Origin of the sequence: Gemmata obscuriglobus, from assembly GCF_008065095.1 — a bacterium.
GTDB classification, from domain to species: Bacteria; Planctomycetota; Planctomycetia; order Gemmatales; family Gemmataceae; genus Gemmata; species Gemmata obscuriglobus.
Window position 1 is genome coordinate 5,085,306 of the sequence record NZ_CP042911.1, and the last position, 26,543, is coordinate 5,111,848.

General features: G+C 66.0%; 21 protein-coding genes and 1 pseudogene. 8 read left to right on the forward strand and 14 right to left on the reverse strand.

The features are described 5' to 3' along the window. Positions 1 to 50 precede the first annotated feature (50 nt). Together GobsT_RS20990 and GobsT_RS20995 are read left to right on the forward strand one after the other, a co-directional pair. Positions 51 to 1,112, forward strand: a complete 1,062-nt coding sequence (locus GobsT_RS20990; RefSeq protein WP_010042563.1) for a S1C family serine protease — start codon at positions 51 to 53, stop codon at positions 1,110 to 1,112. Positions 1,113 to 1,331: 219 nt separating this feature from the next. Then, entirely contained in the window at positions 1,332 to 5,555 is a 4,224-nt protein-coding gene (locus GobsT_RS20995; protein WP_010035280.1) for a tetratricopeptide repeat protein, read from the forward strand. Positions 5,556 to 5,797: 242 nt separating this feature from the next. Here the strand turns inward: GobsT_RS20995 and GobsT_RS21000 are convergent, their stop codons facing one another. Further along, the gene (locus GobsT_RS21000) at positions 5,798 to 7,306 is read right to left on the reverse strand and encodes a hypothetical protein (protein WP_010035283.1); all 1,509 of its coding nucleotides are present in this window, start codon (positions 7,304 to 7,306) and stop codon (positions 5,798 to 5,800) included. Between the two features lie 721 nt (positions 7,307 to 8,027). Between GobsT_RS21000 and GobsT_RS41160 the strand changes: the two genes are divergently transcribed. Further along, positions 8,028 to 8,576: a transposase gene (locus tag GobsT_RS41160; protein ID WP_010035289.1), complete on the forward strand. Its 549-nt coding sequence runs from the start codon at positions 8,028 to 8,030 to the stop codon at positions 8,574 to 8,576. A 145-nt stretch (positions 8,577 to 8,721) separates the two neighbouring features. Here the strand turns inward: GobsT_RS41160 and GobsT_RS41165 are convergent, their stop codons facing one another. The 10 genes from GobsT_RS41165 to GobsT_RS21055 form a co-directional block, all read right to left on the reverse strand. After that, entirely contained in the window at positions 8,722 to 9,255 is a 534-nt protein-coding gene (locus GobsT_RS41165) for a flagellar biosynthetic protein FliO (protein WP_109570959.1), read from the reverse strand. A gap of 23 nt (positions 9,256 to 9,278) precedes the next feature. After that, complete coding sequence (locus GobsT_RS21015) at positions 9,279 to 10,073, reverse strand: MotE family protein (protein WP_010035293.1); 795 nt, start codon at positions 10,071 to 10,073, stop codon at positions 9,279 to 9,281. Positions 10,074 to 10,247: 174 nt separating this feature from the next. Further along, entirely contained in the window at positions 10,248 to 10,733 is a 486-nt protein-coding gene (gene fliJ, locus GobsT_RS21020; RefSeq protein WP_010035296.1) for a flagellar export protein FliJ, read from the reverse strand. Positions 10,734 to 10,939: 206 nt separating this feature from the next. After that, complete coding sequence (locus GobsT_RS21025; RefSeq protein WP_109570958.1) at positions 10,940 to 12,256, reverse strand: FliI/YscN family ATPase; 1,317 nt, start codon at positions 12,254 to 12,256, stop codon at positions 10,940 to 10,942. After that, positions 12,243 to 12,722, reverse strand: a complete 480-nt coding sequence (locus GobsT_RS21030; protein ID WP_010035300.1) for a FliH/SctL family protein — start codon at positions 12,720 to 12,722, stop codon at positions 12,243 to 12,245. Before GobsT_RS21030 ends, GobsT_RS21025 begins: the two co-directional genes overlap by 14 nt. Positions 12,723 to 13,879: 1,157 nt before the next feature. Continuing rightward, entirely contained in the window at positions 13,880 to 14,812 is a 933-nt protein-coding gene (locus GobsT_RS21035) for a FliG C-terminal domain-containing protein (protein WP_162097342.1), read from the reverse strand. A 46-nt stretch (positions 14,813 to 14,858) separates the two neighbouring features. Next, complete coding sequence (fliF, locus tag GobsT_RS21040; RefSeq protein ID WP_010035303.1) at positions 14,859 to 16,430, reverse strand: flagellar basal-body MS-ring/collar protein FliF; 1,572 nt, start codon at positions 16,428 to 16,430, stop codon at positions 14,859 to 14,861. Between the two features lie 71 nt (positions 16,431 to 16,501). After that, positions 16,502 to 16,813: a flagellar hook-basal body complex protein FliE gene (gene fliE / locus GobsT_RS21045; protein ID WP_010035304.1), complete on the reverse strand. Its 312-nt coding sequence runs from the start codon at positions 16,811 to 16,813 to the stop codon at positions 16,502 to 16,504. 17 nt (positions 16,814 to 16,830) lie between these two features. After that, complete coding sequence (gene flgC / locus GobsT_RS21050; protein ID WP_010035306.1) at positions 16,831 to 17,265, reverse strand: flagellar basal body rod protein FlgC; 435 nt, start codon at positions 17,263 to 17,265, stop codon at positions 16,831 to 16,833. 17 nt (positions 17,266 to 17,282) lie between these two features. Further along, on the reverse strand, positions 17,283 to 17,633 hold the full coding sequence (locus GobsT_RS21055) for a flagellar basal body rod protein FlgB (RefSeq protein WP_010035309.1): 351 nt from the start codon (positions 17,631 to 17,633) through the stop codon (positions 17,283 to 17,285). Positions 17,634 to 17,752: 119 nt separating this feature from the next. On the opposite strand from GobsT_RS21055, the gene fliK reads away from it, so the two are divergent. Both fliK and GobsT_RS21065 read left to right on the forward strand, forming a co-directional pair. After that, a complete protein-coding gene (gene fliK / locus GobsT_RS21060) occupies positions 17,753 to 19,252 on the forward strand; it encodes a flagellar hook-length control protein FliK (RefSeq protein WP_010035314.1) in 1,500 nt (499 codons plus the stop codon). Position 19,253: 1 nt separating this feature from the next. Beyond that, positions 19,254 to 19,523, forward strand: coding sequence for an EscU/YscU/HrcU family type III secretion system export apparatus switch protein (locus GobsT_RS21065; RefSeq protein WP_010035317.1), 270 nt, complete (start codon positions 19,254 to 19,256; stop codon positions 19,521 to 19,523). 178 nt (positions 19,524 to 19,701) lie between these two features. Here GobsT_RS21065 and GobsT_RS21070 read toward each other — a convergent pair whose 3' ends face one another. The 3 genes and pseudogenes from GobsT_RS21070 to tnpC form a co-directional block, all read right to left on the reverse strand. Then, complete coding sequence (locus GobsT_RS21070; RefSeq protein ID WP_010035319.1) at positions 19,702 to 20,886, reverse strand: HDOD domain-containing protein; 1,185 nt, start codon at positions 20,884 to 20,886, stop codon at positions 19,702 to 19,704. Continuing rightward, on the reverse strand, positions 20,883 to 22,781 hold the full coding sequence (locus GobsT_RS21075) for a hybrid sensor histidine kinase/response regulator (protein WP_050790211.1): 1,899 nt from the start codon (positions 22,779 to 22,781) through the stop codon (positions 20,883 to 20,885). The genes GobsT_RS21070 and GobsT_RS21075 overlap by 4 nt, the downstream gene beginning before the upstream one ends. 433 nt (positions 22,782 to 23,214) lie before the next feature. Continuing rightward, a pseudogene (gene tnpC / locus GobsT_RS21080) lies at positions 23,215 to 24,224 on the reverse strand (IS66 family transposase); the annotation flags it as partial. Positions 24,225 to 24,524: 300 nt separating this feature from the next. Between tnpC and GobsT_RS37965 the strand changes: the two are divergent. From GobsT_RS37965 to GobsT_RS21090, 3 genes are all read left to right on the forward strand, one after another. After that, positions 24,525 to 24,698, forward strand: a complete 174-nt coding sequence (locus tag GobsT_RS37965; RefSeq protein WP_010035324.1) for a hypothetical protein — start codon at positions 24,525 to 24,527, stop codon at positions 24,696 to 24,698. 66 nt (positions 24,699 to 24,764) lie between these two features. Beyond that, on the forward strand, positions 24,765 to 26,096 hold the full coding sequence (locus tag GobsT_RS21085; protein ID WP_010035327.1) for an IS701 family transposase: 1,332 nt from the start codon (positions 24,765 to 24,767) through the stop codon (positions 26,094 to 26,096). 88 nt (positions 26,097 to 26,184) lie between these two features. Then, positions 26,185 to 26,454: a hypothetical protein gene (locus tag GobsT_RS21090; RefSeq protein WP_148087824.1), complete on the forward strand. Its 270-nt coding sequence runs from the start codon at positions 26,185 to 26,187 to the stop codon at positions 26,452 to 26,454. Positions 26,455 to 26,543: the final 89 nt, after the last annotated feature.

A 26,543-nucleotide genomic window follows, 5' to 3' on the forward strand; every position in this document is an offset into this window, starting at 1 on the left:
TCGCGGCTAACTCAACTACACGCTTTCACCTCACGCCGGAGCTGAGATCGATGTACACGCGACTGATTGCAGCAACGCTCGCGCTGGTAGCGCTCGGCGCGCCGGCCCAGGCTCAGATCGGTAAAGACACTAAACTCCTCGGCCCGTTCAAACCGATCGTGGCCCGCGCCAGCGAGTCCACGGTCCGCATTAAGTGCGACGACAAGGACACGATCCTCGGCACGATCGTGGACGAGGCCGGGTACATCTTGACCAAGGCCAGCGAGTTGAAGGGCACCATCTGGGTGCGACTGCCGGACGGCAGCGAGTACGAGGCCGCCAAGGTCGCAGCGCACAACGACACAGACCTCGCGCTCCTGAAAGTCGACGTGAAGGGGTTGCGGCCGGTGACCTTTACCGACACTGAAAAGTTGCCGCGCGGCAACTGGCTAGCCGCGGCCGGCCCGAACAGTGATCCCATTTCGGTGGGAATCGTCAGCGTGATGACCCGTAAGCTGACCGGGCTCGACGCCGTCGCAGCGATCCGCGACCCGAACCGAGGCGTCATGGGCGTGTACCCCGAGGACGCGACGGACGACGACGGCAAGGCGGTCGGCGCGAAACTGAGGCAGATCGAACCGACGGGTGCGGCCGCCAAGGCCGGGCTGAAAGTCGGCGATATCGTCGTCGAATTGAATGGCAAACCGGTCACGACTTCGACCACGATGCGCGACCAACTTGCGTCGCTGCGGAGTGGCGACGTGGTGACGGTTAAAGCGAAACGAAGCGAAGAAATCAAGAATTTCAAGCTGACCCTCGGGCGAGCAGAACTGGACCGCGGCGACATTCAGAACTCGATGGGGAGCACCCTTTCGAACCGCCGCACCGGGTTCCCGCAGGTGCTGCAAACGGACCTCGTGGTGGACGCTAAGGACTGCGGCGGGCCGGTGGTGGACCTGGAGGGAAACGTGCTGGGCATCAACATCGCTCGGGCGGGCCGCGTGGAAACGTGGATTCTGCCCAGTGAAGTGATCCGCCCGTTGCTGCCCGATCTGAAAGCAGGCAAGTTTGCTGTGGTGAGCACCAAGAAATTGCCCGAAGCGCCGGCGCCCCACGCCCCCAAGGGCAAGTAACACACGTTCGGTCAACGCACGGTTTATCATAGTAACGTTTTGAAAGCGGGGCGGGCGCTGGTAATCGGCCAGCGCCCGCCCCTGCCGTTTCACTTCAGCCGCCGAGCCGGTTTGGGGTTGAATCTCATTTTTGTGACCGCGTACCATGCTCCCCCTGCCGCGCACGCGCCTCGGGTTCGGGCAACCTGACGCAACTGCGGCGGTCGCACGGACGCGCATATGCCGACGATCAACAAGCGATTCCTCCTCAAAATGCTGCTGGCGCTGTTCGCATTCAGCGGCGCGCTGGTGGCGGCCCATGCGGTGCAGGCCAGCCGCATCCCGGCAGCACTCAAGAGGCAATCTGACCGTGCCGCCGAGGCCGGTAAAACCGATGTCGCGATCCATTACCTGCGTCAGTACCTGGAGTTCAACCCCCAAGAGATTGAATCCCAGATCAAACTCGCCGAGCTGCTCGCCCAGCGCCCCCCCACGCAGCGCGGGCTGACCGACCTGCTGTTCCTTTACGACAAGATCCTCCGGCTGGACCAGGCGCGCTTCGACCCTCGTCGCCATGACATTCGCCGACAAGCGTTCGAGACCGCTTTGCGGGCCGGGAAGTTCACCGACGCCGTGACGCACGGACAGGCTCTGCTCCAGGACTTCCCGACCGACGCGGCCCTGTGGGACCGGCTCGCCGCGGCACAAACGGGGCTGAGCCAGCACGCGGCTGCGCGGAAGTCTTACGAAGAGGCGGTGCGGTGCGCCCCGGACGAGATCGCCCACTACCAGCACCTCGCCCAGCTCGTGTACAAGAACTTGGACGACAAAACCGGCGCCCGCGCCGTATTGGACCGGATGGTGTTGGCGCTGCCCCAGAACCCGAACGCGTTCCTGACCCGCGCACGGTTCGAAACGTTGCTCGCCGACGAGGAGGCGGCCGCGCGGCAGTTCGCACGCCCCATCGCGGACCTGCACCGCGTGTTCGAACTCGATCCCGAACACGCCGAGGCCGCCCTACTGCTCGCGGAGTTGATGCAGCGGAACCGAAACATCGCCGCGGCGCACGCGCTGCTCCGCGACGCGGTCGCACTGTACCCGAAGGACCTGAAGCTCGTCCGCGGCCTGTCGTGGCTCGAACTGATCCGCGGGAACGTGGCCGCGTCGATCACCGTTCTCGAGGACGGGCTCAAGGCCACCCCGGACGGGTTCGACCTGATGGTGCCGCTCGCGGACCTGCTGATCCAGCAAAACGACACCGTTCGCACCGCCGAGATCCTCAAGCGCCTGGAAGCGCGTAAGGCCCCGCCCACGCAGGTCAAGTACCTCCGGGCGCGGATGGTGATGCGCGAAGAGAAATGGGAGCAGGCGGTCAACCTGATCGATGCCCTCCGGCGCGACCCCGATGTGGTGAAGCTGACCGGGCTGCAACAGCAACTGAACCTCCTGACGGCCGCCTGCTCCAGCAAGCTGGGCGACCAGTCGGCCGAGGAGAAAGCGTACCAGCGGGTCACGACCGGCGACCCGAAGAACGTGACCGCGCACGTCGGTTTGGGGAACCTGTACCTGAACCAGGGCCGGTTCGACGACGCCGCTCGCGAATTCGAGGCCGCGTTACAGTCGCCGTACGCGACGGGAACAGTCGTTTCCCAGTGGGTCAAGTTGAAGGCCCGCCTGCTCCAGACCGACCCGCAGGCGAACTGGGCGCGGCTCGAAGCCGCGATCGGGGCGGCGGTCCCGCGGTTCGGCCGTGGGTCGGTGGAACCGCTCCTCCTCCGCGGGGAGGTGCTCGCCGCGCAGGGCAAGCTCTCTGAAGCGGTGAAGTTACTCCGCCAAGAGACCGCCCGCCGGCCGGCCGACGGTCACCTGTGGGCGGCGCTCGCCCTGACAACCGCTGATTTCAGCGGGTGCGCGGCGGGGCTGGTCGTGCTCGATGAGGCCCAAGCGTCCGCGGGCGACTGCGCCGACGTGCGGCTCGCGCGAGCGACCCTCTACAGCCGCGAGCCCGGGCGGGTCCGGCCCATTGAGGCGCTCTCCGAACACACCGAGAGCTGGCCCGAGAATGAGCAACTCCGGCTTCTGTCGGGATTGGTGGAGGTCTACGACCGGCTCGGCGACGCCGAGCGCGTGGTCCAACTGCTCCGCCGGATCGTCGCGCGGCAGCCGTCGAACGTCGGCGTGTGGCTCAAGCTGCACGAGCGCGCCGGCGCCGGCGCGGCCGCAGGCGCGGCCCGTGCAGCAATCGCGAAACTGGAAACCGAGTCCGGCCCGTCGGTGGCCCTTTGCGACGCCCGGACCGCCACAGTGGAGAGCGCCGCAGCCGTGCTCCCGCGCGTGCTGCACGCGTTCGGAGCGGCCCCGACCCGGGCCGACGTTTGCCTCGCTCTCGCCCGCCTCAAGGCCCTCACCGGCGACGCGACAGCCGCAGCCGAACTCACCGAGCGCGCGTTCAAACTGGAGCCCACTCGTTACGAGTGCGCCGAAGCACTGGTGGCGCAGCACGCGAAGGCCGGAGCTGCGGACCGGACGGCGCAACTACTCGGGCGACTGGCGAACGACCCGCGGTGGGCCGGCGAGCCGTTCCGCCGCATGGTCGGCCACGTCCTCCCCATCCTGCCGACGCCGGTCGCGGCGAATTTGCTGGCCCAGTGCCGCAAACTGGTAGAGCGCGACCCGAACGGGCTCCCATGGATGGCCGAGTGTGGTGTAGCGCTGCGGCTGCCGGAAGCCGCGAACCTGGTCGACGAGGCGACGCGGCGCCCCGGGGCCACCTCCGACGATTGGCTCCGCAAGGCCCTGTTCGCGTCCCGCGACAACCCGGCCGCCGGGCCGGAAGTGCTGGCCGCCGCCCGCGCGGCGCTGCCGGTCGCGACGTACTTCCAGCTCGTCGCCGTGTACTGCGACACGGCCGCCGGCAGCACCTTCACCCCTGATGCTGCGGGCCCTGCGGAACGGCGGGCGCTGGCCCAGGCGCGGCTGTCGGTGAAACTGTCGCGGTCACAGGCGGCCGAAGGCGGAAAGGTGCTGGAGGCGTACCTCGCGGGCAAGGACGTGCCGGCCGCGGACGCGGACTGGGCGCGGCGCAACCTCGCCATGATCTACGCTGTCGGCGGGACCCCCGAGGACCGCGTGCGAGCAATGAACCTGATCCGCACGGTCGTCTCGACCGAGTCACTGAGCCCCGAGGAGTTGCGCGCCACCGCCAGCGTGCTGACCACCCTCGGCCGGTACCTCGAAGGGCCGGACCGCCGCGCCGTGCTCAACGGCGCGATCACGTCGCTAGCCGCGGCACACAAGGCCACCAACGCGCCGAGCTACCTGTTCGCGATGTCGCAACTGTACCGCGCCCTCGGCGAGCGTCGCAAGAGCCGCGAGTGCCTGCAGATCCTGCTCAACGACGAAAAGGATCCGTCCTACGCGTTCTACCTGCGGGCCGCGCTCGACGAACTGGTCGAGGACAACTACTTCGAAGCCGCGGCCACATTCGCGGGCCGGCTAACGGCAAAGGCCGGTGGCGATTTCAACGCACTCGCGAGCGTGGCGCGGTTCGAGTGCAAGGCCGGGCGCCCGGAGCGCGGGCTGGCGATCGCCGAGGACTACGCCCGCGTCGCGGACGGCGGGTCCGGGGACTACCTGGTGCGCTCCGCCCGGGTCGCAGAGCTGCTGGACGAGTTGAGCCGGCTGCCCAACGTACGCGGCACCCCGGTGGCCCGGCGCATGACCGACGCCGCGGTCGAGCGGTATACCGCGATCGTGCCGAACCGGCCCGAGGCCATCGTCGGCGCCGCGGGGGTGTTGGCCGCCGACGGCCGGACCGCGGACGCGTTCGACCGCATCGAGCGGCTCAACCGGTACATCCCGGCCCGGCTGCGTGCCAGCGCCGGCTTGGCCATCGTCCGCGGCCGCGGCGAGATCACCGAGCGACAGGCGGAACTCGCCCGCAAGTGGCTTGACGACTGCCTTACGGAAGAACCTGACTCGATCCCCCTGCTGCTCAACCGGGCGGAGTTCCTGGCGCTGCGCCGCGACACCGCTGGTGCAACGAAGGGGTTCAAGGAGGTAATCAAGAAGGAGCCGAAGAACGTGATCGCGCTAAACAACCTCGCGTGGCTCCTCGCGGCCGACCCCACGACCGCCGACGAGGCTCTGAGGCTGGTCGCACAAGCGACCCGCGAGGGCGGGCTAACGGGCGAACTGCTTGACACCCGTGCCCGCGTTCAGATCACCCTCAAACAGCACACGGCGGCACATCATGACCTGGCAGAAGCCATCAGCCACCAGCCGACCGCGCTACGTTGGTTCCACGTCGCGGTGCTGCGGATGAGTCAGACCCCTCAGCAGCCCGAGGAAGCTCTAAAGGCGTTCGAGGAGGCCAAGCGGCGCGGGATCGAGCCTAAAGACGTCCACCCGGCCGACCTGTCAGTGTTCAAGGTGCTCGACGCTGCTAATGTTCAACGCCGCTAATGACAAGTAAATGCGAGTCGCCGCGGGTCCAGGGTACAACCTGGACCCGCGGCCTTTTCGGTGACGACGTTTCCCTTCGGTTGAGGTAACACTGTAGTGAGACGTGCGGCACGTGGAAATGAGGCCACGCTGCGGTTTGCGCCCGGGAAATCTCGGCCTGGTTCAAAAAAGCCCGCTTTAGGGTAACAGGTGCGTGGGGGGACGTGGCCGCGTGGACGGCTGAGACGGGCGTGTATGCGTATTCAGTTGCGTTGGAACCGTTGGTATCCCAACAGTTCGACCCAGTGCGGATGAGCGCAGCCGGTCAGCAACTCCGTCGGGCTCTGGTTCACGCGTTCCGGGTGCTCGCTGCGTCCGAACCGTCGGTGGTTCAGGAAGAACCGCAGCAGATCCAGGTATGCACCGCCCAGGTGCCTCCGGAGGAAGAAGTACCCGCGTAACCGACTGTTCAGGTTCTCGATTACCGAGCTCGCGCGAACCGTCCCCGCCGCCACCGGCGCCACCGCGTTCCGCAGGCTTCGGTAACGGGTCCCCAGGCGCCGGTGCAACTCGGCATCGCGTTGCCACGTCGCGGGACAGCGCTCGTCCGACATCGACACCGCTAGCACCTCACGCACCAACGCCGGCGGCACCTCGTACTCGTTCGCCACGGCCGCCAACTGCTCATCGAGGGCGCCGGCGAAGGCGAGCAGGTCGTCGCGCTGGTGGCGCAGGGCACGAACCGCCGGGCCGATCCGATGCGGGCAACGGGGCGCCCGCGCGTCCAACTCGGCGACCACGAAGTCGAACAGGTGACACCGGGTGGGATGGTCGGGACCGGCCACGGTGAAGATGTCGTCCCGGAGCCCGCCGAGGAGTACGGACACCTCGTCGGCCAGGGCGATGGCCCGATCTTGTTCCTGACGCACCAACGCGAGCCGCTTGGATTGGGTCTTGCCGCGACCGTGCCGCTTGGCCCGTGTCATGCGCCGCTGCTGCTGGTCGCACGCATCGACGGCGCCGTACGCCCGGTTGTCCAAGAACCGGATCAACTGGCCCAGATCACGGAGCGCGTGAAAGATGTCGCCACGACACGGGGTGTCGGGCCAGGCCAAGGTCTGGCCGGCGCGCAGGCCACGACCGGCGTCGGCGATGGTCGCGTCGGGCCGAAGGCCGTGGTCTTGCAGCTCCAAGAGCCGGACACCCCAGGTGTCGGCGTCGCGGTGCTCTTCGAGACGGAGCAGGTAGCAGAACGTGGACCCCACATCGACGCCGACGAGGACCGGTTGCCCGTTCTGAAAGATCTCGTCGTGGGCACCGATACGGACCGGCGACAGGTCGCAGTTCGCGTTGTGGTGCCGTGCCCGTTCGACGGCGGAGTGGATGATGTTGTGGACGTGACCCAGGGACAGATCGTGGTCGAAGAAGTCGCGGAAGAGCTCGACGACCCCGCGGAGCGGACAGTGACCGATGAGAACCAGACCGAGTGTGAACTGGCGGATCCAGTGCTTGGTGACGGGTAGGTGGAACAGAACCGCATCGTCGGTGGGTGGGTCGAAGGCGTTGGAGAGGGCGTGGCGCGCGAGATCTTGTTGCTGGTAGACGAATTTGCGACTGACGTGGGCGTCTTGCGCGAGCGCGGAGATCGGTTGGGTGCCGGCCAGAGCGTCCAGCGCCAGGCGCTGACGCTGCTCGGGTGTGAGCGCGTGGGCCGGTGACCGATTGGGCGCTTGGGGGTGGACCGCCGTCGCGGGTGGAGTTAAAACACACATGCCTGTTTCCTTGGAGATCCTGGAGGCGTCGTAACCACCAGTCTCGGGGAAACAGGCATTTTCGTGAACTACTCAGCCCCAACTGTTACCCACTTCTGAACCAGGCCGGTTCATGTATAAGACCAGTCCGAGGCCTGGTCGGGGACACGGCCGCGGCCGATGAGAACGCGTAACACGCAGCGTGCAGGAAATCGACGATCGGCTCGAAGGTCTCAAAGTACCCCAGATGCGTCGACCAATCATACGCGGTCCCGTCGGCCATGAACGCCCGCCGCCGGGCCTTATCGAAGTGAGGCTGCTGGGCTTCGGCGGCCATCATCGGACCGAACGGCGAACGCGCCTCAGGGCGCGCCACGCACGTCCTCACGACCCGCTGCGTGGACTACCGCGGGCGGGCAAGAGCGTCGTAGCTCGGGGCGCCGGGGGCGGCGATCCGCTTTACTTTTCTGGGGTCCCGTCCTCGCCCGCGTGTCCCTTCATCTCCTGCACCAAGCGGGGCGCGCGACGCGGACATTGGAACGCCTCGGGGTGTTTGGGACACGCGTTGGCGGCAAACGAACCCTCCAACGTGGGCAGACCGGCGGCCTCGTCTTCCTTGTTCTGGGCCTCGTGAACACTCGGGCCGAGTCCGCGACGCGTGTACGGTCGCGTAAGTGAAGTTCCCAACGAATGGTGGACAGCAGGAAAACGGCGTAAGTTCCAGTCACAGGAGGGAATGCCGATGGCCGGTCCTAAGCGGAAAACGTACACGGCCGAGTACACGTTGTCGGCGGTGAAAATGATCACCGACCAGAAGTGGTCGGTCGCCGAGGTGGCTCGGCGTCTGGGCGTCACCGAGAACCGACTGCTCGAGTGGGACAGAGTGCACGCCCGGAAGGGAGCCGATGCGGCCCCGGGTCCGGAGAACAGACCCTACTCGAATAGGAGAATCAGCGGCTCCGGGCCGAGATCCAGAGGTCCGAAGCGGAGCGCGACATCCGAAAAAAGCAACGGTGTTTTTCGCCAGCCAGCCGAACAGATCTTCGCGGGGATCGAGGAATGCAAGGGCCAGCTGGCCGTGTCGTGGATGTGTCGGGTCCTCGGAGTTCCCGCGCCGGCTACTACGCCTGGGGCACGCACGCCCCGTGCGACCGAGGTTCGGCGCGAGGAACGGGCCGCCGAAGTGAAGAGCATTCACGCCGAGTTGAAGGCCCGTTATGGGAGCCCACGGGCGCACGCTGAGCGGGTGGCCGAGGGCACGCGTGCCGCGTCAACTTCTTGGCCCGAGTGATGCGTGTCAGCGAGGGCCAGGCGCAGGTGACGAGTGGCGTGGCCCGGGGTTGTTCGGATACACGGGTTCGTGGGCCGCATGCAGGTGCTAGTCGTGGAGGCGTGGTAACCACCATTGACCGGTAAACCCATGCGGTCCGCTACCCCTAAATCGCCCAACTTGGAACTACCGCATTCGGTACGTTCGTCGCGAACGGGTTCGGAGTGTGCTCAGTTGTCGCGTCGGGATCTGAGCTAGGTAATTCGACCAGTGCTTTTACTCCGCTCGAATCGGTCCCAATGAGCATACGCCGCTCGCCGGCGCGAACGAGGTGTACCGCGCACCGACCGACCGTCAGCGAAGCGACCACCACCATCGACGGAGTCGGAGCGTCGGGGCTCTTCTTGCCGAGGTAGCGCGTTGCGAGAACGCATCCGCCACACACGACCGCCAAACTGAGTACCAAGCGTACCAGAGCTAACCCGATGTCTCTCGGGGTGTTCTGTGCCGGCGCCGGTGCAGCCGGTCGCGTGGGGGGGGCCTCGGCCTTCGTTGCCGCTTGTGGGGTTTGCGGCGCGGTCGGAACCGAAGGCACCGAAAACAAAGACGGGAGGCCGAAACCCAACAGGACGATAAGAACCCCCGCACCGATCACGGTCGGGGGGATGCGAACGGGTTTGGTCGGTGTGGCGCCGGGCATCGTGCCCTCTCGTTAGGTGTGAATCACGGGCCGCCCGCGGGCCGCACGTTGCTTGGGGTTCCAGCGGCTGTTCCGAAGGCCGGGGCGCTCGAGGCGGGTGCCGGGGCCGGCGCGATCGCAGTGTTCTGCGCCCGCAACAGCCGCATCTTATCCATCAACTGCGCGACGAGGGCGGGATCGTTCAGTGCTTCCATCAGCCGGGCCGCATTTCGCTCTTTCATGAGCATCATGATCTGTGCCACCTGTTCGAGCTTGCCGGCTCCGGACTCGGCCATGCTCTTGATGTTGGGCGCCGCCCCCTCCGGGGTCATCGCGTCGTAGATCGCGGCTAGCTTGATGAGATTCTGGCGCTCGATCTTTAATGATTCTTCACGTTCCTTTTGGAGCTTCTGCTCGGTCGCGTCCGGCCCTTGCGTTTTCGGCTGCGTCTTGAGCGCGGCGGTCACCTGCTTGAGCAACTCGTCAGTGGTTTCCCGTTGCGCCTGCACGTCCGCCAGAACCATCGTGATCTGGAGCGCTTTGCGCTCCAGCCGGGCCTTGTCGTCGAGCAAGTTGGCCTCCGTGGGGCCGAGACTCGGAGAGACGATCGGCGTGCTGCCGGCTTTGTCTTTCGTCGGCTCTTTTGTCTCCTTCGTCGGCTCCTTCGCCCCCTCGCTTCCGGACGGAGGGGCTTTGCTAATCACCTTGCCATCGCCGGGCTGTTTCTCGGCCTTATCCGGCTCAGCCGGGTTCCTCGTTTGATTCAGCCACAGCGACAGTGCGGCGGAGAGGGAAAACAGTAGAAGGGCGACGGCCCCGAGGAACAACAAATTCTTCATGGACGGCCTCTGCGCTGGAGTTTCAGTCGTTTAGGGTTCTCGGTTCCAGCACCCAAGTCGAGCGCGAACTCGCGCGAGGCCCGTCGGGACGGGTTCGGGCGCGAGTTCGCCTGGAGCTAGAAACGCGAACGTGGAACAACCGGAATTGGTGCGACCGGGTCGCGGGCCGAACAGTTACGCAGCGTGTTCGGCCTCGTACAGCGCGACGGCCGGCGCGCCTTGGGCCGCCTGCCAGCGCTGTTGAACCATCTCGTCGAGCTGGTTCTGATTGTGCTTCTGAACTTCCTGTTGCCACTTATCAGCCTGCTGGCGGCGGAGCGTGGAGAGCGCTTCCACTTCGGTCGCGAGTTGGGTGCGTTCCTGGGCCGCAGCCAGTACCCGCTGCTCGGCCGTTAACACCTCGCGTTCCGAGGCCTGAATGGACTGGCCGACCCGCTCCGCCATTCCGGACGCCGTCGCCCACTGCTGTGGCGCCATCACCCGGCCCACTGACGCGGATATTTTATCCGAAAGACTGTCGAGCTGGTCACGAAGGGATTGCAGATGTGCCCGCGCGCGCTCGGTCGCCTCCTGCGCGCGCTGCAGTTCGAGTTCGGCGATGCGCTCGAGTTGGCGCTTAACGCGGAGCAGCCGTTCCAGGGGGAACTCGAATCGTTTCACAGTTGGGCACCTCCGTTGGTGCCGGGGTTATGGCGAACCCGCGGGGGTGTGTCAACTTCAAGTCTGACGCCCGTGCTTACAGGTCGTCAATTGGCTTCAGCCCACAAGTTACAGCGCTCAAACTCCACGACTGGAGTTGGGAAAGTCGGAAGTCAGAGATCGAAAGCCAAGTCGCTCTCATCTACGACTTCCGACTCTCGTTTTGCTTAATACGGCCACGCGGCGGTGATCTGAAGCAACCCGGCCTTCGTGTCCTCGAACGACGACCGCTCGCCGACGTCCTGCCGCAGGAATTTCTCGACCTTCGGCATCAGTTCGAGGGCCTTGTCCACTTGCGGGTCCATTCCCCGGGTGTACGCCCCAATGCGGAGCATGTCCTGGATGTCGGCATGGGTCGCCATGATGGCACGCAGTTTTCGAGCCGCCTTGGCGGACTCGCGGTCCACAACGTCGGTGGCCACACGGCTGATGCTACGCGACACGTCGATGGCGGGGTAAAAGCCGCGCTCGGCGATCTTGCGGTCCAGCACGATGTGGCCGTCCACCAGCCCGCGCACGTAGTCCGCGATCGGCTCGTCCATGTCGCCGCCGTCCACCAGCACGGTGAGCAGCGCGGTGATCCCGCCGACGGCGGCGTTGCCGAGCCGTTCGACGGTGTTAGCGAGCGTCTGGAACACGCTCGGGGTGTACCCGCGGCTGCTCGGCGGTTCGCCCAACAGCAGCCCCAACTCGCGCTGAGCCATCGCCAGGCGGGTGAGGCTGTCGATGACGAACAGGACGTTTTGACTCTCGCTGCGGAAGTAGTCGGCGATGGCGATGGCCGACTGCGCCGCCCGCACCCGCATGAGGGCGGTCTGCTCGCAGGTGGCGACGATCACCACCGAGCGGGCCATGCCTTCCGGCCCGAGCACGTCTTCGAGGAACGGCGCCACCTCACGGCCCCGCTCGCCGATCAGGGCGATCACGTTCACGTCCGCCTGCGACCCCTTCGCCACCTCGCCGAGCAGGGTGCTTTTTCCGACGCCCGAGCCGGCGAAGATGCCGACCCGTTGACCGCCGCCGCACGTCAGAACGCTGTCGATGGCGCGGATGCCGGTCACGAACGGTTCGCGGATGCGCTGCCGCTCCATCGCGGGCGGGGCCGGGCGGTTGACCGGCTTCAGCGGGCAGTCGGCCAGCGGCCCCTTGCCGTCGAGCGGCCGCCCCAGGCCGTCGATCACGCGGCCCAGCAGGTTCTTGCCGGTCGGGACCATGAGGCCCTTGCCCTTTCGGAGCACGGGCATCCCGGGTTGGAGGTTCTCGGCGGCGTCAAACGGCACCAGGTAGGCAAGGTCGTTTTCGAACCCGATCACCTCGGCCAGCACCGGCTCGCCGTCGCGCGGCAGGATCGCGCAGTGATCGCCTACGGCAGCCGGGATCGCGCAGGTCATGCGCCCGGTGACGCTCTTGAGCCGCCCGCCCATGCGGTACAGCGGGGTCTGAGTGATGCTGCGGCTCATCGCTGACATATCAAGACCGAGCATTCTTCAGGCTCCGTAAGAGTTCGTCACGAATTTCGTCCAGCTCGCGGACCACGTCCGACAGGAGCATAGACTCGCGGCCTTCGACTTGGCAGTCGCCGCGCCCGAGGTTCGGGTCGGCAACAAATCGCGGGTCGCCGCGGTAAGGGACCAGAGGGCGCCCGCCGAGGCGGGCGTTGAGCAGCGCGAGATCGGCTGGGTTCAGTCGCACCGTGACGGCCGCGTCGTCACCGAGCTGGGCGATCATGTCGCTCACCTTTGCGTCGATGGCGAACGAATCCGATTCGATGCGCTCGTGCAGCAAGCGGGTTGCGATCGTCAGCGCCAGTTCGACGGCGGCCTGCTGCCACTCGACCAGTCGGTCGTTCCGGTCGGTACGGACCCGGTCGACGGCAGCCTTCATCGCGCCCAAAACAACTTCGATACGCTCGCGGTCCTCGCGCAGCTCTTTGGAAACGTCGGGCTGCACGAAGCCGCTCGGCGGCGGTGCCGGTGTAGCGGGCGGAGCGGGCGGCGGGCTGACGACCACAGGTGCGGGCGGCGGAGCGGGTACAGCAGTCGGCGGCTCGAGAGCGGCGACGATCCGGACCCCGCGGAGCGGACGAGTGAATCGGACGCGGAACTCGTGCGACCCGGGTTGATTTCCCCGGCGGGCGACCGGTGTTGACCGCATGAAACTCCCCTCGCTCACTTCCGACCCCACACCAAGCGGTTGGGTGATGCCAGACACACGGCGTGCGGATACCCACTCGGGGCCGAGTCCGCAAGAGTCTGGGTGGTGGAAACGAACAATTTCACAATGGATCAGGTTCGTTTGGTGGGAGCGGAGGTTGGAGGGGATTTCTGGAGAAAAAGAGGTAATGAGTAGTGGGTTTCGAGCCGGTTCGGGAAAGTTATTGTGAAGGCAAAAGAACTCTCGACGAGACTCACTCTCGTGCGAAATCGTCCGTAGAAGGGGTTGTGAAACTGCTAAAAACGAGTTGACTAGTGTTCCGTCTACGCTAAATTTTCGGGTCGAAGCGCCCTGCTTTTGCAGGAATTCCCTGTGGATACCACTTCAGCAACCCGAAAGTTTAGCGTGGATGACGCACTAGAGAGGTTGCATCGGATTCTCGAAAGGCACTCAAGGGGCACTCGTCACAAGGTCATGTTTAGTCAGTAGATGCCTCTCCCTGTGATGTGTGGACGCGAGTTTCTGTCATCAGTTTCTATGTGATGGCGCGTGCCGCTCGCACAGCTCATCCGAGTCAATAGCTGGTAACTGCGACAAGAATTGAGCTGAGCGCAGGATAGCGATTGAGACGCATTGTCTCAATCGTTCTCAGAAGTTTCACGTTCCACCTAAAGCCTCAAAGCACACGAGTGGCCGGGGCTTTTGCTGAGCTGGTCCCCAACTTGAAACTTGGAACCTGAAGCTACTGGTGTTGAATTCGCGTGACGCCACTATTTTGTCGTCGTCGCATCAGCGAGCATCAAATCCAGCGTTTCAAGTCCGATTCCCGAATCGGACTTTTTTCGGGTTCAAGTGCGAAGTGATCAAACTGCACAGTTGTGGCGGCATTCAGAACAGGTTCCTTATTCGCGCCGAGGGGCATTTCGGCGCGTCCGCTGTCATCGCAGATGCCGTCAGTCCATGGTGATCTGGCCATCTTCTTCGCCTTTGCGGACAGCGGCCAAGACCGTGCCCTGAGCTTCGCGCACCACCGAATCCGCGATCGACCCGAGCAACTCGCTTTCCTCCTCAAGCACCGACTTCGACCGGCTCGACATGTTGGACGTTACCTTCTGCCGGATCGCGGGAACCGCTCCCTTGAGGGCCACGGCGACGGTTTTCACGTCCAACTTCCCGAGCAGCATCTGGATCTGCCGGTCCGGGATACGGAGCAGGTCCTCCATGCGGTACAACTTCTCGACCACCCGCGAGGCGATTTCGGGATCGGCCTGTTCGAGCTTTTGCACCACCGGCATGCGGTCGTTGCGCGGGAACGACCGGAGCATGTCGGCGAGGTTCTGGATCAGCTCCTCCTGCGACGGTGCCGATGGCACGTCCCGGAGCTTCCGCGTTTTCTCGACCACCGCCTTGGCGAGCGGTTGAAGCAGGGAAAGATTGCGTGTCCCCGGCTTCGCGATGCGCAAGGCGATATCGGCCCGCTGCTCCGCCGGGAGCCGGCGGATAATCTGCCCGACGGTGGCCGGATCCAAAGCGCTGAGGATCAGCGAAACGGCCCCGGCCTGTTCGCCCTCCATTGCGCGGGCGAGTTGGTCCGGGGGGATGAGTTTGAGTTCGTCGATCGGGTTGGCCGGCGGCGGTTGCTCGGCTGCGATCTCGTCGGGCGACATTGCGGCCCGGCGGCGGATCAACCGTAATAGGTCGAAGAACTGGGCGAGTGCGTCGTCCAGTTCCGCGATGGGGGGCGGCTCGCTGGGAGCCAAGCGGAGGCGCCGGCGCAGGCGCATGCTCGACTCCAGGCTGAGCTGCGATAGGACGTTCTCGGCTACGTCCACCGGCAGCACTCGGAGCAACATCAGGGCGGCATCTTCGCCGTTAGACTCAGCCATGCGGGCTACCAGTTGGGCAAAAGTCGAGCGGGTGCGTTGGGTCATCTCAGATTGACTTCTCGCCAAGCATGACACTGAGCACATGCACAACGGTGGCAGGCTCGTTTCGGGCCATGGTCTGGAACCGAATCAGCTCGGCGTTGCGCCGTTCTTCCGTCGTGGGCGGCGGGGTCGGGGCGACCGGACCGGTCGGACCCGCACCGGCTGTCTCTGCTCCGGGTTCAGTTCCGGTTGCCCCTTGAGCTTCCGGAACCGGCCGGCGGCGAAGGAGTAGCAGCCCAATTACCAGGAAGGACAAAACGGCCGCGAACGCCACACTCAAGTTCCGCGCGAGGCTCACATACGTCTGGATCCGCTGAAGCCGAACGAGCGTGTCATCCGGTTCCCCGGCGTTCGGTCCGGTCAGCGGTGCGCGAGCGATTGTAACACTGTCGCGTCCCGGACGGAAGCCGACTGCTTGGCGGATAATTTCTTCCGCGTCAGCTTGGCTGATAACCGCTTGCCCATCGGCTGCCGTCAGATCCACGAGGGCCGCAACGCTCAGGCGGGTCACCGCTCCGCTACCCTCTTCAATGTCGCGGAGCGTTTCAGAAACAAGGAAGTCGGTCTGGATCACCTCTTCTTTAGACGTTCCGCCACCACTACCGGCATTGGCGGTGCTTCCACCGGTGCGGGTGATGTTCGCGGTTGCGCCTGTCACCCCACCGGCCCGGGTCCCCGTGCTGGTCGAGTTGGCAGTTCGTTCCGCCACCCCGACGCGTCCATCAGGCGAGTAGGTTTTAACACGTTCCTTGATTTTCTGGAAGTTCACATCTGCGCTAACCCGAATCACCGCCCGACCGGGGCCGAGAGTCTTGCTTAACATCTCCTCGGCCTTCGTGGAGAGATAAGTCTCAAGTCGCTCTATGTATTCAAGTTGCGGCGTCGGAAGCCCGCTCCGGGCCGCAGCGTTCGGGTCAGACAGCAGTCGCCCACCGGTCTCCATTACGGTAACATTTTCGGGCCGCAATCCTTCAATACTGTGTGCGACCAGCGAGACGATGGCGCCAGCCGTTGCCGGGTTCATCGTCATCCGCGGTTTCAATTTTATGACCACACTGGCCGTCGGGTTCTTCTGGTCCCGAACAAATGGAGATGGTTCGGGCTTGGCGATCATCACCCGTGCCGACTGTACCGATTCCATTTGCATGATGGAACGCGCTAGCTCGGCCTGGAGTGCCCGCTGATAGTTGACGCTCTGGACGAACGGGGTGGTCATGAGCGAGGTTTCGTCGAACACCTCGAACCCCTTGCCACCACGAGCCGGTATGCCGGCACCCGCCAGCGACACCACCGCCTCGGCGTATCGCTCGTCCGGGACCTCGATCCCGGTTCCTCCGCTACTAAGCCGGAACGGAATCCCGTCCCCGCTGAGGCGGGTGCGCATGGCGGACACGTCCTCGGGCGGGAGCGGCCCGGCGCCGAGCGGCGTGTACCGGCCCCCGGGGGAGAGGTACACCACCGCCCCGAGCGCGAGCAGCACGCCGAGGAAGCTCAGGACCACGCCGATGCGGCGACCGGCGCTGAGACCGGCCCAGTAGGCGCGGGCTTGTTCGAGCAGGCGGTTGAACACGTCCATGCGTCACCCGATCGTGTCTGACAAAGAAGGAGCGGTGTGCCGAGCGCGGGCCGCGTCGTGCGGCCCGGGGACTACACCTGCATGCGGGTCACTTCTTGGAACGCATCGGTCAGCCGGTTTCGCAATTCGAGGATCAGCCGGAACGAGAGGTCCGCTTGCGCCACGGCGAGGCTGACCGTGTGAAGATCCTGGGCCTCACCCGTTGCGAGCGACTGAACCGCGGCGTCGGCGCCGCGGTTGGCCTCAATGTTGCCGTTCAGCACGCTGTTTAGCACGCCGGCAAACGGTGCCCCACCCGGCGTCAGGTCCGCCGGGGCTTGCGGGGCCAGCAGCGGTTGGAGCCGGGACAGTGGTGCGACGGTCGCGATCGAATCCACGGGCATGACGGAACCCTCGTGTGTTAGCTGCGGAGCAGGACCAGCGCCTGCTCGTTCATCTGGCGGAAGGTCTGCGCGGCGCGCAGGTTGGCCTCGTACGCGCGGGTGGCGGTCAGGAGGTTCACCATTTCAATGGGCAGTTGCACGTTGGGCATCCGGACGAAGCCCTCGGCGTCCGCGTCCGGGTGCCCCGGTTGGTGCACGCGGGGCAGTTCGGTCGGGTCCTCCACACGCTCGACCGCTACGACGCCGCGCAGGTCCGGGCCGCCGAACGGCCCGGCCGCGGCCCCGAGCAACTCTTCGAACACCACATCTTGGCGGCGGTACGGACCGCCGTTGGCAGACCGGGTGGTGTTGGCGTTCGCGATGTTGTTCGCGATCACCTCCATCCGCAGCCGCTCGGCCGACATGCCGGTGCCGCTGATCGCGCTACCCGCGAATAGGTCGTTAAAAGGCACGGGTTACTCCCTCGGAACTAGCGGCCACTGATCGCGGACCGCAAGGTCCCGACGCGGCTCGCGATGATCTGGGTGGCCGCTTGGTACAGCAGCGCGTTCTTGGCCAGCGCGTTCATCTCGGCGTCGATGTCCACGTTGTTGCCGTCGACCCGCTCGGGGCCGTCGCCGGTGACCACGCGGGGCTTCACCGGGGTGCCCCCGGTGGGCGAGGCTAGGGCTTTGGCGAGGTCGGCTTCAAACGCCACTTCGAGGCGCTTGTAGCCGGGAGTGTTCACGTTCGCGACGTTCTGCGCGATGACGCGGTGCCGCAACCCGGACGCGTCCAGGAGTTGCGTCAGCACGCTCAGGCCGGGAAGGTTGGTGTTCATATCGGTAAAATCGGAAAAAATCGGCCGGAACTTGAATCGATAATAAGGGCAGTGCAGACCGGGAGATTGCGCGACAGAGGAGGTCCGCAGGGCATTCAAAATGGGGTAAAGTGAATTTTATGCAAGTCACCCCTGCTGACATTGTCTCGGTCACCACGGCCCAAGTGAGCGCGTCGGCGAGCGTGCGCGTGGTAGCCGGGGACCTCGCGTCCGTGCCGCTCGGCTCGCTGCTGCAAGCGGTGGTAACGCAAGTGGACCCGCGCCAAGCAACGCTGGACGTGAACGGGCAGTCGTTGACCGTTCGCCCGCCCACCGGGTTGCAGACCGGCGCCGTGTTGTTCGTGCGGGTGCCGAGTACCGGCGGTGGCGTACTCGAAGTCACGCCCCCACCGCGGGCGCCGAAGCCCGAAGTGCAGTCGGTCCCGACCGGTTCAACCCAGGTGAAGGTCGTTGAGGTTCTTGACACGCTCCCAGACGGTCGTGTGCAGGTGCGGATCGAGGGTCAGGAACAAACGGCTACCGCGCGCGACCCGCTGACGCAGGCTCCTCTGCCCCTGGCCCCGGGAAGCCGGGCCGTTCTCGAACTGGTTCCGACACCTGCCGGCGTCGTTTTGCGCCCGCCGGCTGAAACACCAGTTCTGCCCGTGGCGGTGGCAACCGCGCTGTTGCAAGCGACGCCGACCAACGACCTGACGGCGGCATTGAAGCCACTCCAGGCCGAATTGACCCAACTCGTGGAAGGCACGGCGGTCATAGTTCGGGGGGAGGAAGTAAAGCTTGTCGAAGCGCTGGGCGGTAAAGGCGCGCTGGATAGTAAGGGCGGTACGACCGAAACGCTTCCCCCGCGGTTGCCGTCCGCGGTACGAGAGGCCGCAGAAGCGGTCCGTGAAACGATCCGGTCGCTGGTTCCGACCGAGCCACGCGTTCCGAACGCAGCGGACCTTCAAAAGTTGGTCGAAAACGGTGGCCTCCATTTCGAGGCGAAACTCGCTCGGCTCGCTGAAGACCCTCAACTCGCCGGTGCGTTGCCGCGACAAACCGCGTCGGAGGTGCGCGGCGACCTCCGTGGTGATTTGAAGGGCGATCTCCTGCGGTTGATTCAGACGACCCGCGAATTCGGACTGGCGGTACAGTTTCCCGCCGCGCGGGCAGCCCTTGAGGGTATCGAGGCACAGCAGGCCACGCAAACGCTGGCGCAGGCGACCGGAACGCCGTACATCCTTCAGGTGCCGTTTCCGGACCGCGATCAGTGGCGGACGCTGCACCTCGCGGTCGAGCGTGAGGGGCAATCGAGCGACGAAAGCGAGAACGAGAGCGGCCCCGGACGGTTCCGGATGCTCATGCACGTGCCGCTCAGTGAATTGGGCGAAACGTGGATCGACGCCGGGTTGAGCGGCGGTCAGTTCCGAGCCGCGATCTACCTCGACCGGTCTGAGATCCGCGACCGAGTGCGTGAGGCCCTGCCCGAACTGCGTACCGAGCTGAGTACCGACGGGTTCGGAGAAGTGCTGCTGGACGTACGCGCAACCGCCGACCTGCCCAAGAAGACCCGCGAACGCTCGTCCGCGATGCTAGCCGGGCGCCCGGCCTCGACTTCCCTTCTCGATGTGAGGGCGTGAGATGGCAAAGCAGGACCAGAAGCGCGCCGTGGCGCTGAGCTACGACCCCGCCAAGGATCGCGCCCCGAAGGTGGTCGCGAAGGGGAAAGGGCGCACCGCCGAGCAGATCCTGGCGCTGGCCCGTAAAAACGCGGTGCCAGTGCGCGAGGACCCAACGCTCGTCCAGGTGCTGAGTCGACTCAAGGTGGACCAAGAGATTCCGCCGGAGGTGTATCGCGCCGTGGCGCTGATCCTCGCGTTTCTGAACCGCGTAAACCGCCCCGGTGGGTAGGCGGTCGGTTCGCGCGACACCACTTCACGAACCACGGCCCCGTATGCGGGTGAAATCGCCTGACCTGACAGTGCGCGGCCACAGCAGCTCGCAACGCCTCACGCAGACGTGGCATACGTAACGCGGTCCTCTGATCAGCTTAACGTGTGTCTGCAATCGAATTTTGCCACATCAACCTCTACGGCACGTGTGCCGAGGTACGTTCCCGCGCCAGCCCCTTCCACTCCGAGTAGCGGCTTCTCAGCCCCAACCGCTCCAGGTAAGCCCAGTCGGGCTCAGCGCCCTCGTCCTCTTGCAGAATCGCGTCCGCCGCATGTACCGCGGTGAGAGGTGTGAATACGGTCCCCGGGCACCCCGACGGCTGATGGTGCCATGCGACCGCTTCTACTAGGCCGTCGGGCAGGCCCCAGAGCCCGAGCAAGTACGCACCCACCTCAGCGTGCGACGTTCCCAGCACTCGCGTTTCGGCAGCCACCGCACTCAGGTGCTGGTGCCGCATAAGTGCGAGTATTTCTTTGTACGGCCCGGTGAGCTGGCTCGCGAGCGTGAGCCGACCGATGTCAAGGAACAGCCCTGCGAGTGCGGATTCTCGAATTACCCGCTCCTCCGCTCGCTCGGCGACCGCGATGGCGGCGGCCAGTTCCGCCACCGCTTGGCTGTGCTCCCACAGCGCTTCAATCGAAAAGGGACGGAGTGCGTACGGGTTGTAGTGCGAGAACAGGTCAACTGCGAGCACCAGTGTGCGGGTCAGGTCTGCCCCGAGGATGCGCACCGCCTGCGACGGGGTCGATGCCGGCCGGCGCAGTCCTACCAGGGCCGAGTTCGCCATCTGGAGCAGTTTCGCGGAGATCCCCAAGTCCTGCGCCACCAGCCCACCGACCGTGGCCAGCGAGAAGTCGGGGAACGCTAGCTCCTCGGAGATCCGCGTATAAACTGCCGACAGTGCTGGAATCGTGGTGAGTCGCCCCACAAGTGCGGCCAGCGACGGGCTGTTGAGCAGTTCGCGAAGCGAGTACGTCCGCTGAATCACACCGACCAACTCGTCCGGCGGACACGGCCTTGGAAGCACGCGGTGGGCCAGCGCGACCAGCCCGATGACCTCCGTTCGTCCCGGTGCGGCCAGCACCACCCGGGCCATCGACGGGTTCCGGCGGCGCCCCTCGGTGAGCAGTTCCGTCGCCCCGTTGGCGGGCAGGTGCGCGTCGAGTACGAGCGCGTCGAAGCGGAGCCCGAGCAGGTGTTTCACGGCCTCGGTGCCGCTCGAGAACGTGGCCTCCCACTCCGCGACGAGAGGCGCGAACGTGTCGCGCAGCGCGCGCCGCACCGCCGGGTCGTCGGTGACGACAAGTACACGCCGGCTCATAGTTCCGACCCCCCGGCGGTAGGGGCGGCGAGTCGCTCACGGGTTTTACTCCCGCCGGTCCGCTGGCGCAGGGCCCGTTCGGTGCACCGAATCAGGTCGAACGGCGTGAACGGCTTCGGCAAGAACACGCCGTCGGCGAACCCGTCGGTTCGGCGCAGGTCGGGAACGAATCCGGACATGAACACGACTGCGATCTCTGGGCGCTCGCCCCGCGCCCGAGTTGCCAGCTCGCGGCCGTCCATGCCGGGCATCACCAAGTCCGTCACCAACAGGTCGATGTCGCGCCGTGTGGCCAGCAGCGCCAGAGCCGTTTCCGCCCGGTCCGCTTCGGTTACCGCGTACCCCCAGCCCTCAAGGGCAGACCGCACTGTCTTGCGCACCCGCTCCTCGTCCTCCACGAGCAGCACCATCCGCGCGGCTCGCGCGGGGAGCGGCACTGCTCCCGGTGTTGTCACCGGCGGGGGCGTGGGCGCGATCACCGACGGGAGCCGGATGTGAAACGTCGTCCCCGCTCCCAGCGCGGTGAGTACCTCGATTCCGCCGCCCGCCTGCTCGACGATTCCGTGCACCGTCGCAAGGCCCAGCCCGGTGCCCTTGCCCATTTCCTTGGTGGTGAAGAACGGTTCGAAGATCTTGGCCTTCACGTGTTCCGGCATCCCGCACCCGGTGTCGGCGACCGTGAGCTTGGCGAACTGCTCGGCCAACCCGGTCGCGATTCGCAGGGTGCCGCCGTCGGGCATGGCGTCACGGGCGTTCACAGCCAGATTCATGAGCACCTGCTCGAGGTGCCCACGGTCCGCCCGCACGCGCACCGGCTCGGGCGCCAGCTCGGTGCGAACCGCGATCCGGTTCCCGATCAGACGGGCAAGCAGCCCGCCGAGTTCGGACACCACCTCGTTCAGATCCAGCACCTCGGGGCGAGACGGCTGCTTGCGGCTGAACGCGAGCAACTGGCGCGTGAGTGCCGTGGCCCGGTCGATGGCCGCCTGGATCTCGTCCACGTAGCTGCCGATCATCGGGTCGCCGGCGGGCAACCCGCGGATCAGGTGGATGCTCCCGGTAACGATGGTGAGCAGGTTGTTGAAGTCGTGCGCCACTCCGCCCGCTAGCCGCCCGATCGCCTCCATCTTGTGCGCGTGTCGCAGCTCATCTTCCAGTCGCTTGCGGGAGGTAACGTTCTGTGCGACCCCGACGACGCCTATCACCCGACCGGTTGAGTCGCGGAGCGGCACCCGGTTGGTTAGGAACGTCGCCCGCGTACCGTCTGGTAAGGTGCGCGTCTCCTCCACGTCTAGCAATGGCTGGGCCGACTCGATGACCAACCGGTCGCTCTGACGCGCCTGTTCGGCCTCCTCGGCCACCCCTATCAGCTCTTCGTCGGTCTGGCCAATGACCTCGCCCGGGACGGTGAGCCCGTGGTCCCGCGCGGCTTGGTCGTTACACCCGATGTAGATGGACGCGCGGTCCTTCCAGAACACCGCACACGGGACGTTGGTTAGCACGTTCTGGAGCAGATCGTCCCGTTCCTTGAGTTCGCCTTCTGCCTTGCGCCGGTCGTTCGTGTCGCTCGCGACCACAAGCCGTAGCAGTAGCCCCCCGGAGGTAAGCCGACGTGAAGTCACCTCAATGGGCACCAGCGCACCGGAGGAGATCCGGTGCCGCCACTGGAGCGGGCCACAAGGGGCACCGAGCAACCGGTCCGCGTCCTCGTCGGGACACACGTCACGAACGCTTAACTGCAGTAGCCGCTCGCGAGCGTACCCAAACCGTCGCAGGACTGCGTCGTTGACCGCAACGAATCGGAGCGAGTCCTCGTCGAACGCCCAAGCCGGCGTCGGGTGGCTTTCGAACAGGAGTCGGAAGAGGTCGTCCGTGGTATCAGGTGGCGGACTCAAAGGAGCTGACGCCGGGTTCGGTGGTTCTGCTGAAAAGTTGATACCAGCAGGCGAAACGCGGCGCCGGCGCCGCAACTTTACTGCTAGGGCAACGATAATGAGGGTAAACAGTAACGCCCCACCCGCTACCCCGAGCGCCACAGAACCGGCGAACGACACCGCGACGGTACCGGTTAGATCCGGCCCCGCCGTCGGCAATTCAGTTCGATCGGTCATTAGTCCGCTCAATTCAAAACTCATTGAGTGCGTCCGTGCCGGGGCTGACCCGGCACGCCGGGCGGTCAGCGACCCAACTCTAGCTCACGCGGGTCCTGAACAGCGTGCCGGAAGCTCCTCCGGGCTCAACTTCTCGTACACTTTGACCGAAAATCAGACGCCTGTTGTTGTTCCGGACGAGATTTCTTACGCGGCTGAAAGGTACACGTGTCGTAGATTATCCGTTCACGGGGTGGCGATGGGTGCCGGGAGGAGTGAGGGCACGGGTGTGCCGTTTCGTGCGGCCTGAATGGCGTCGGTGAGGAAGGGGAGCACGTTGCGGCCTTGCTGCTGGCACGAGGCCACGGCGGTGAGCACCCGCTCGACGAATCGGGAGCCGCGTTCGGAGTCGGTGCCGTAACTGGTTTTGCGCCAGCACACCGCGTGGCGCAGGGCCCGCTCGGCCGCGTTGTTGGTGGGCTCGACGCCGTCCACCCGGGCGAACGTGTACAGGGCTCCACCGAACCGAAGCAACTCGCGGCACACGCCCGCGGTGATCGCGCACCCGCACGTGCGCCCGCGCCCCAGTTGGGCGTAGACGGCCGCCCGAACCCCGCCCAGGTGATGGGACACGAACCGGGCCCGGCTCAACATCCCGTCTCGCACCCGGGGCCACGCGCCCAGGAGCGCATCGGCCGAGGCCAACAGGGCGGTCCCGATCGGGGACCCGTCGTTGCCCCGGTCGATCATCGCCTGGAAGTCCCGCCGCAGGTGCGCCCAACACACCTGGCGCCGGTCCGGTGACAGGTGGTCGTACACCGAGTACCGGTCGGTGGTGAGCACACCCGGGGTTCCCGGGATCAGCTCGCCCAACACCTTGCGGGCTCGGGACCGGCGGATCACGAACCCGGTCAACCGGTCGGCCACCGCGACCCACAGCCAGGCCCGGCTCCGGCCCTCGCGCCATCCGGTCTCGTCCACGTTCGCGGGCCTCCCCGTGAGGTGGGCGTGGACCGCCGTGGTGACCGGCTCCCGGGCGCCCGCGGTGCGGTCCTGGAGGTGGCACACGGCACCCGGGCTGATCGGCACCCCGAACAGGTTCCTCAGCACCCGCGCGACGCCCCGCTTGCCGAGTCGGTACGCCCCGGTCAGGACCGCGCAGGCGGCCGGGGTCCGGGGGCCGTATCCGCCCCGCACCCCGGGTGGCAATGGTGGGCATGTGACCCGCGCGCAACGGGGGCAGGTGATAGGTTCATAACAGGCTCTAGCACTACTCCGTTAATTCGCCACAACCAATTACAGTGTCGCGATTTATGGCGATCTACACCTACAGGCCCGTGCATCCGCAATGGGTTCAAATCCCAGCGATTCTGGCGAGTCCGTTCACGAGAGCAGCAAACATCCCGCTGGGGCAGTGAGCATTCCATTTGACTCAAGTCCAGATCCTACAAGATGTTCCGTCGAGATGTTCTCTGGTGGCGTGTACATAACACGTTGTAAAATAAGCAGTTGTGGCGAGGTAACGGAGTAGTACTAGAGGGCGGATCGATGGCTCGACACACCACACTGACGTTCTCCGCCGCCGATCTCGAAGCTCTCGGCGCGAAGCGGTACGCGCATCCGGATCCGCGAGTGCAGCAGCGGATGGAGGTGCTGTGGCTGATCAGCTGTACTTTCCGCGAATTTGTAGGCCGGGCGGTGATGGTGGTACGTTCGGAGTAGACGAATGCCGGCCCGTCCGGGAGGATGGCGTTACCACACGACCTCCCAACCCGAACGGACACGGCGATGCCATCTTCGCACACTCCGGCCCCGCGGTGCCAGTGGTTTTCGATTCTGGCCGGTGCCTTGGATCGGCGCTCGGGCCGGCGGTTGGCGCTGTTGTTCCTGGGGGTGCTGTTGGCCCGCGGGCGACAGGCCCGGAGTTGCTGGATCCGAGCCGCCGGGTTGTCGTCCCAGTACCGCCGCTGCTACCCCACCGCGGCCGCCGTCGGGCGCCGGGCCGAGGCCATCGCCACCCGGTTGTTGGTCGAGGTGCTCCGGCCGTTGGTGACCGGGCCGCGGGTCGTGCTCGCGTTGGATGACACCCCGACGGCGCGGTACGGTTCCCAGGTGCAAGGGGCCGGGGTGCACCACAACCCGACCCCCGGGCCGGCCGGGAGCGGGTTCGTGTACGGGCACGTGTGGGTGGTCCTCGGGCTGCTGGTGGCGCACCCGCTGGGTGGGGTCGTGGCGTTACCCCTGTTGGCCCGGCTGTACATCCGGAAGGCGAACCTGGGGGCGGTCCGGGCGGCGGACCGGCCCCCGTTCGCAACCAAGCGGACCATGGCCGTGGGCTTGGTGCGGTGGGCGCACGGGTGGCTGGCGTTGTGGGGGAAGGCGGTGTGGGTGGTGGCCGACGGGGCGTACGCCCAGGGGCCGGTGCTGAAGCCCCTGCGGAAGCTCGGGGTGACGGTGGTGAGCCGACTGCGCCGGGATGCGGCCCTGTGCTCGGTGCCACCGGCGCGAGTGCCCGGGCGGCCCGGGCGGCCGCGGGTGTACGGGACCGAGCGGGTGTCGCTGGCCGAGCGGGCCGCCCACCCCGGCGGGTGGAGCACCGGCATGTTCACCGTGTACGGGAAGTCGGTCGAGAAGCGGTACAAGACGTTCGTGGCCACGTGGCGCCCGGCCGGTGGGGCGATCCGGGTGGTGTTGGTGGACGAGCCCCACGGATGGGTCGCGTTCTTCGGCACCGACACCACCGCGACCGTGGCCGACATCCTGGAGCGGGTGGCCGACCGGTTCACCCTGGAGACCTGTTTTCGGGATCTCAAACAAGTCGCCGGGGCGGGTCAGCAGCAGGTGCGCGGGGTGCCGTCGAACGTGGGGTGCTTCCACCTGTGCGCGTGGGCCCACACCCTGACCGAGGTGTGGGCCTGGAACCAGAACGCCGAGGCCCTGGTGGGGCACCGATCCGCATCCCCGTGGGACGACCCGAACCGGCGCCCGAGCCACGCGGACAAGCGCCGGGCCTGGCAACACGAGCTGTTGGCCCAGGAGATTCAGGCCGTTGTGGGCGAGCACCACGACCACGCGAAAATCCGCGACCTCGCCCACCGGTGCTTGGATCTGGCCGCGTGAGCGCGGCCGATTCGCGGAAACTACAGTGTTCAGCCAAGGCGAGACCCAAGCCCGTAGCGGTCAACTGGCAGGCGTCTCGAAAGCCACGGTGGCCCGGTACATCGGGATCTTCTGCCTGCACGGGGTGGCCGGTTTGAGGGCGTTCCAGTGGGCCAAGCCGGTCGGCGCACAGGAGGCACATCGGACGACCCTGGAGGCCGAGTTCCACGAGCGCCCGCCGCATACCGTCGCCGAAGCGGCCGAGCGGATCGCGACGTTGACCGGGGTGCGGCGGAAGGAGACGCAGTGCGCGCGTTCCTCAAAAAAGTCTCGGCCTGAGGTGGCGTCGGATGGGGGCCATCCCATTGCCCCCGAATGAAGACGATCGACGAGCACCGACAAACCCAGGCCGCGTTCCTTCGAGACGAGCTGGAACCCGTGCTGGCGCAGGCGCGGACCGGGCAACGG

Bases quoted from the DNA above. Each gene is read 5' to 3' on its own strand.
- GobsT_RS41160 (WP_010035289.1), top strand. From the start codon at position 8,028: ATGGCCGGTCCTAAGCGGAAAACGTACACGGCCGAGTACACGTTGTCG.
- GobsT_RS21035 (WP_162097342.1), bottom strand. From the start codon at position 14,812: ATGGCTGAGTCTAACGGCGAAGATGCCGCCCTGATGTTGCTCCGAGTG.
- GobsT_RS21070 (WP_010035319.1), bottom strand. From the start codon at position 20,886: ATGAGCCGGCGTGTACTTGTCGTCACCGACGACCCGGCGGTGCGGCGC.
- GobsT_RS21015 (WP_010035293.1), bottom strand. From the start codon at position 10,073: ATGAAGAATTTGTTGTTCCTCGGGGCCGTCGCCCTTCTACTGTTTTCC.
- GobsT_RS20990 (WP_010042563.1), top strand. From the start codon at position 51: ATGTACACGCGACTGATTGCAGCAACGCTCGCGCTGGTAGCGCTCGGC.
- GobsT_RS21000 (WP_010035283.1), bottom strand. From the start codon at position 7,306: ATGTGTGTTTTAACTCCACCCGCGACGGCGGTCCACCCCCAAGCGCCC.
- GobsT_RS21025 (WP_109570958.1), bottom strand. From the start codon at position 12,256: ATGCTCGGTCTTGATATGTCAGCGATGAGCCGCAGCATCACTCAGACC.
- GobsT_RS41165 (WP_109570959.1), bottom strand. From the start codon at position 9,255: ATGCCCGGCGCCACACCGACCAAACCCGTTCGCATCCCCCCGACCGTG.
- GobsT_RS37965 (WP_010035324.1), top strand. From the start codon at position 24,525: ATGGCTCGACACACCACACTGACGTTCTCCGCCGCCGATCTCGAAGCT.
- fliE (WP_010035304.1), bottom strand. From the start codon at position 16,813: ATGCCCGTGGATTCGATCGCGACCGTCGCACCACTGTCCCGGCTCCAA.
- GobsT_RS21055 (WP_010035309.1), bottom strand. From the start codon at position 17,633: ATGAACACCAACCTTCCCGGCCTGAGCGTGCTGACGCAACTCCTGGAC.
- fliK (WP_010035314.1), top strand. From the start codon at position 17,753: ATGCAAGTCACCCCTGCTGACATTGTCTCGGTCACCACGGCCCAAGTG.
- GobsT_RS20995 (WP_010035280.1), top strand. From the start codon at position 1,332: ATGCCGACGATCAACAAGCGATTCCTCCTCAAAATGCTGCTGGCGCTG.
- fliF (WP_010035303.1), bottom strand. From the start codon at position 16,430: ATGGACGTGTTCAACCGCCTGCTCGAACAAGCCCGCGCCTACTGGGCC.
- GobsT_RS21085 (WP_010035327.1), top strand. From the start codon at position 24,765: ATGCCATCTTCGCACACTCCGGCCCCGCGGTGCCAGTGGTTTTCGATT.
- GobsT_RS21065 (WP_010035317.1), top strand. From the start codon at position 19,254: ATGGCAAAGCAGGACCAGAAGCGCGCCGTGGCGCTGAGCTACGACCCC.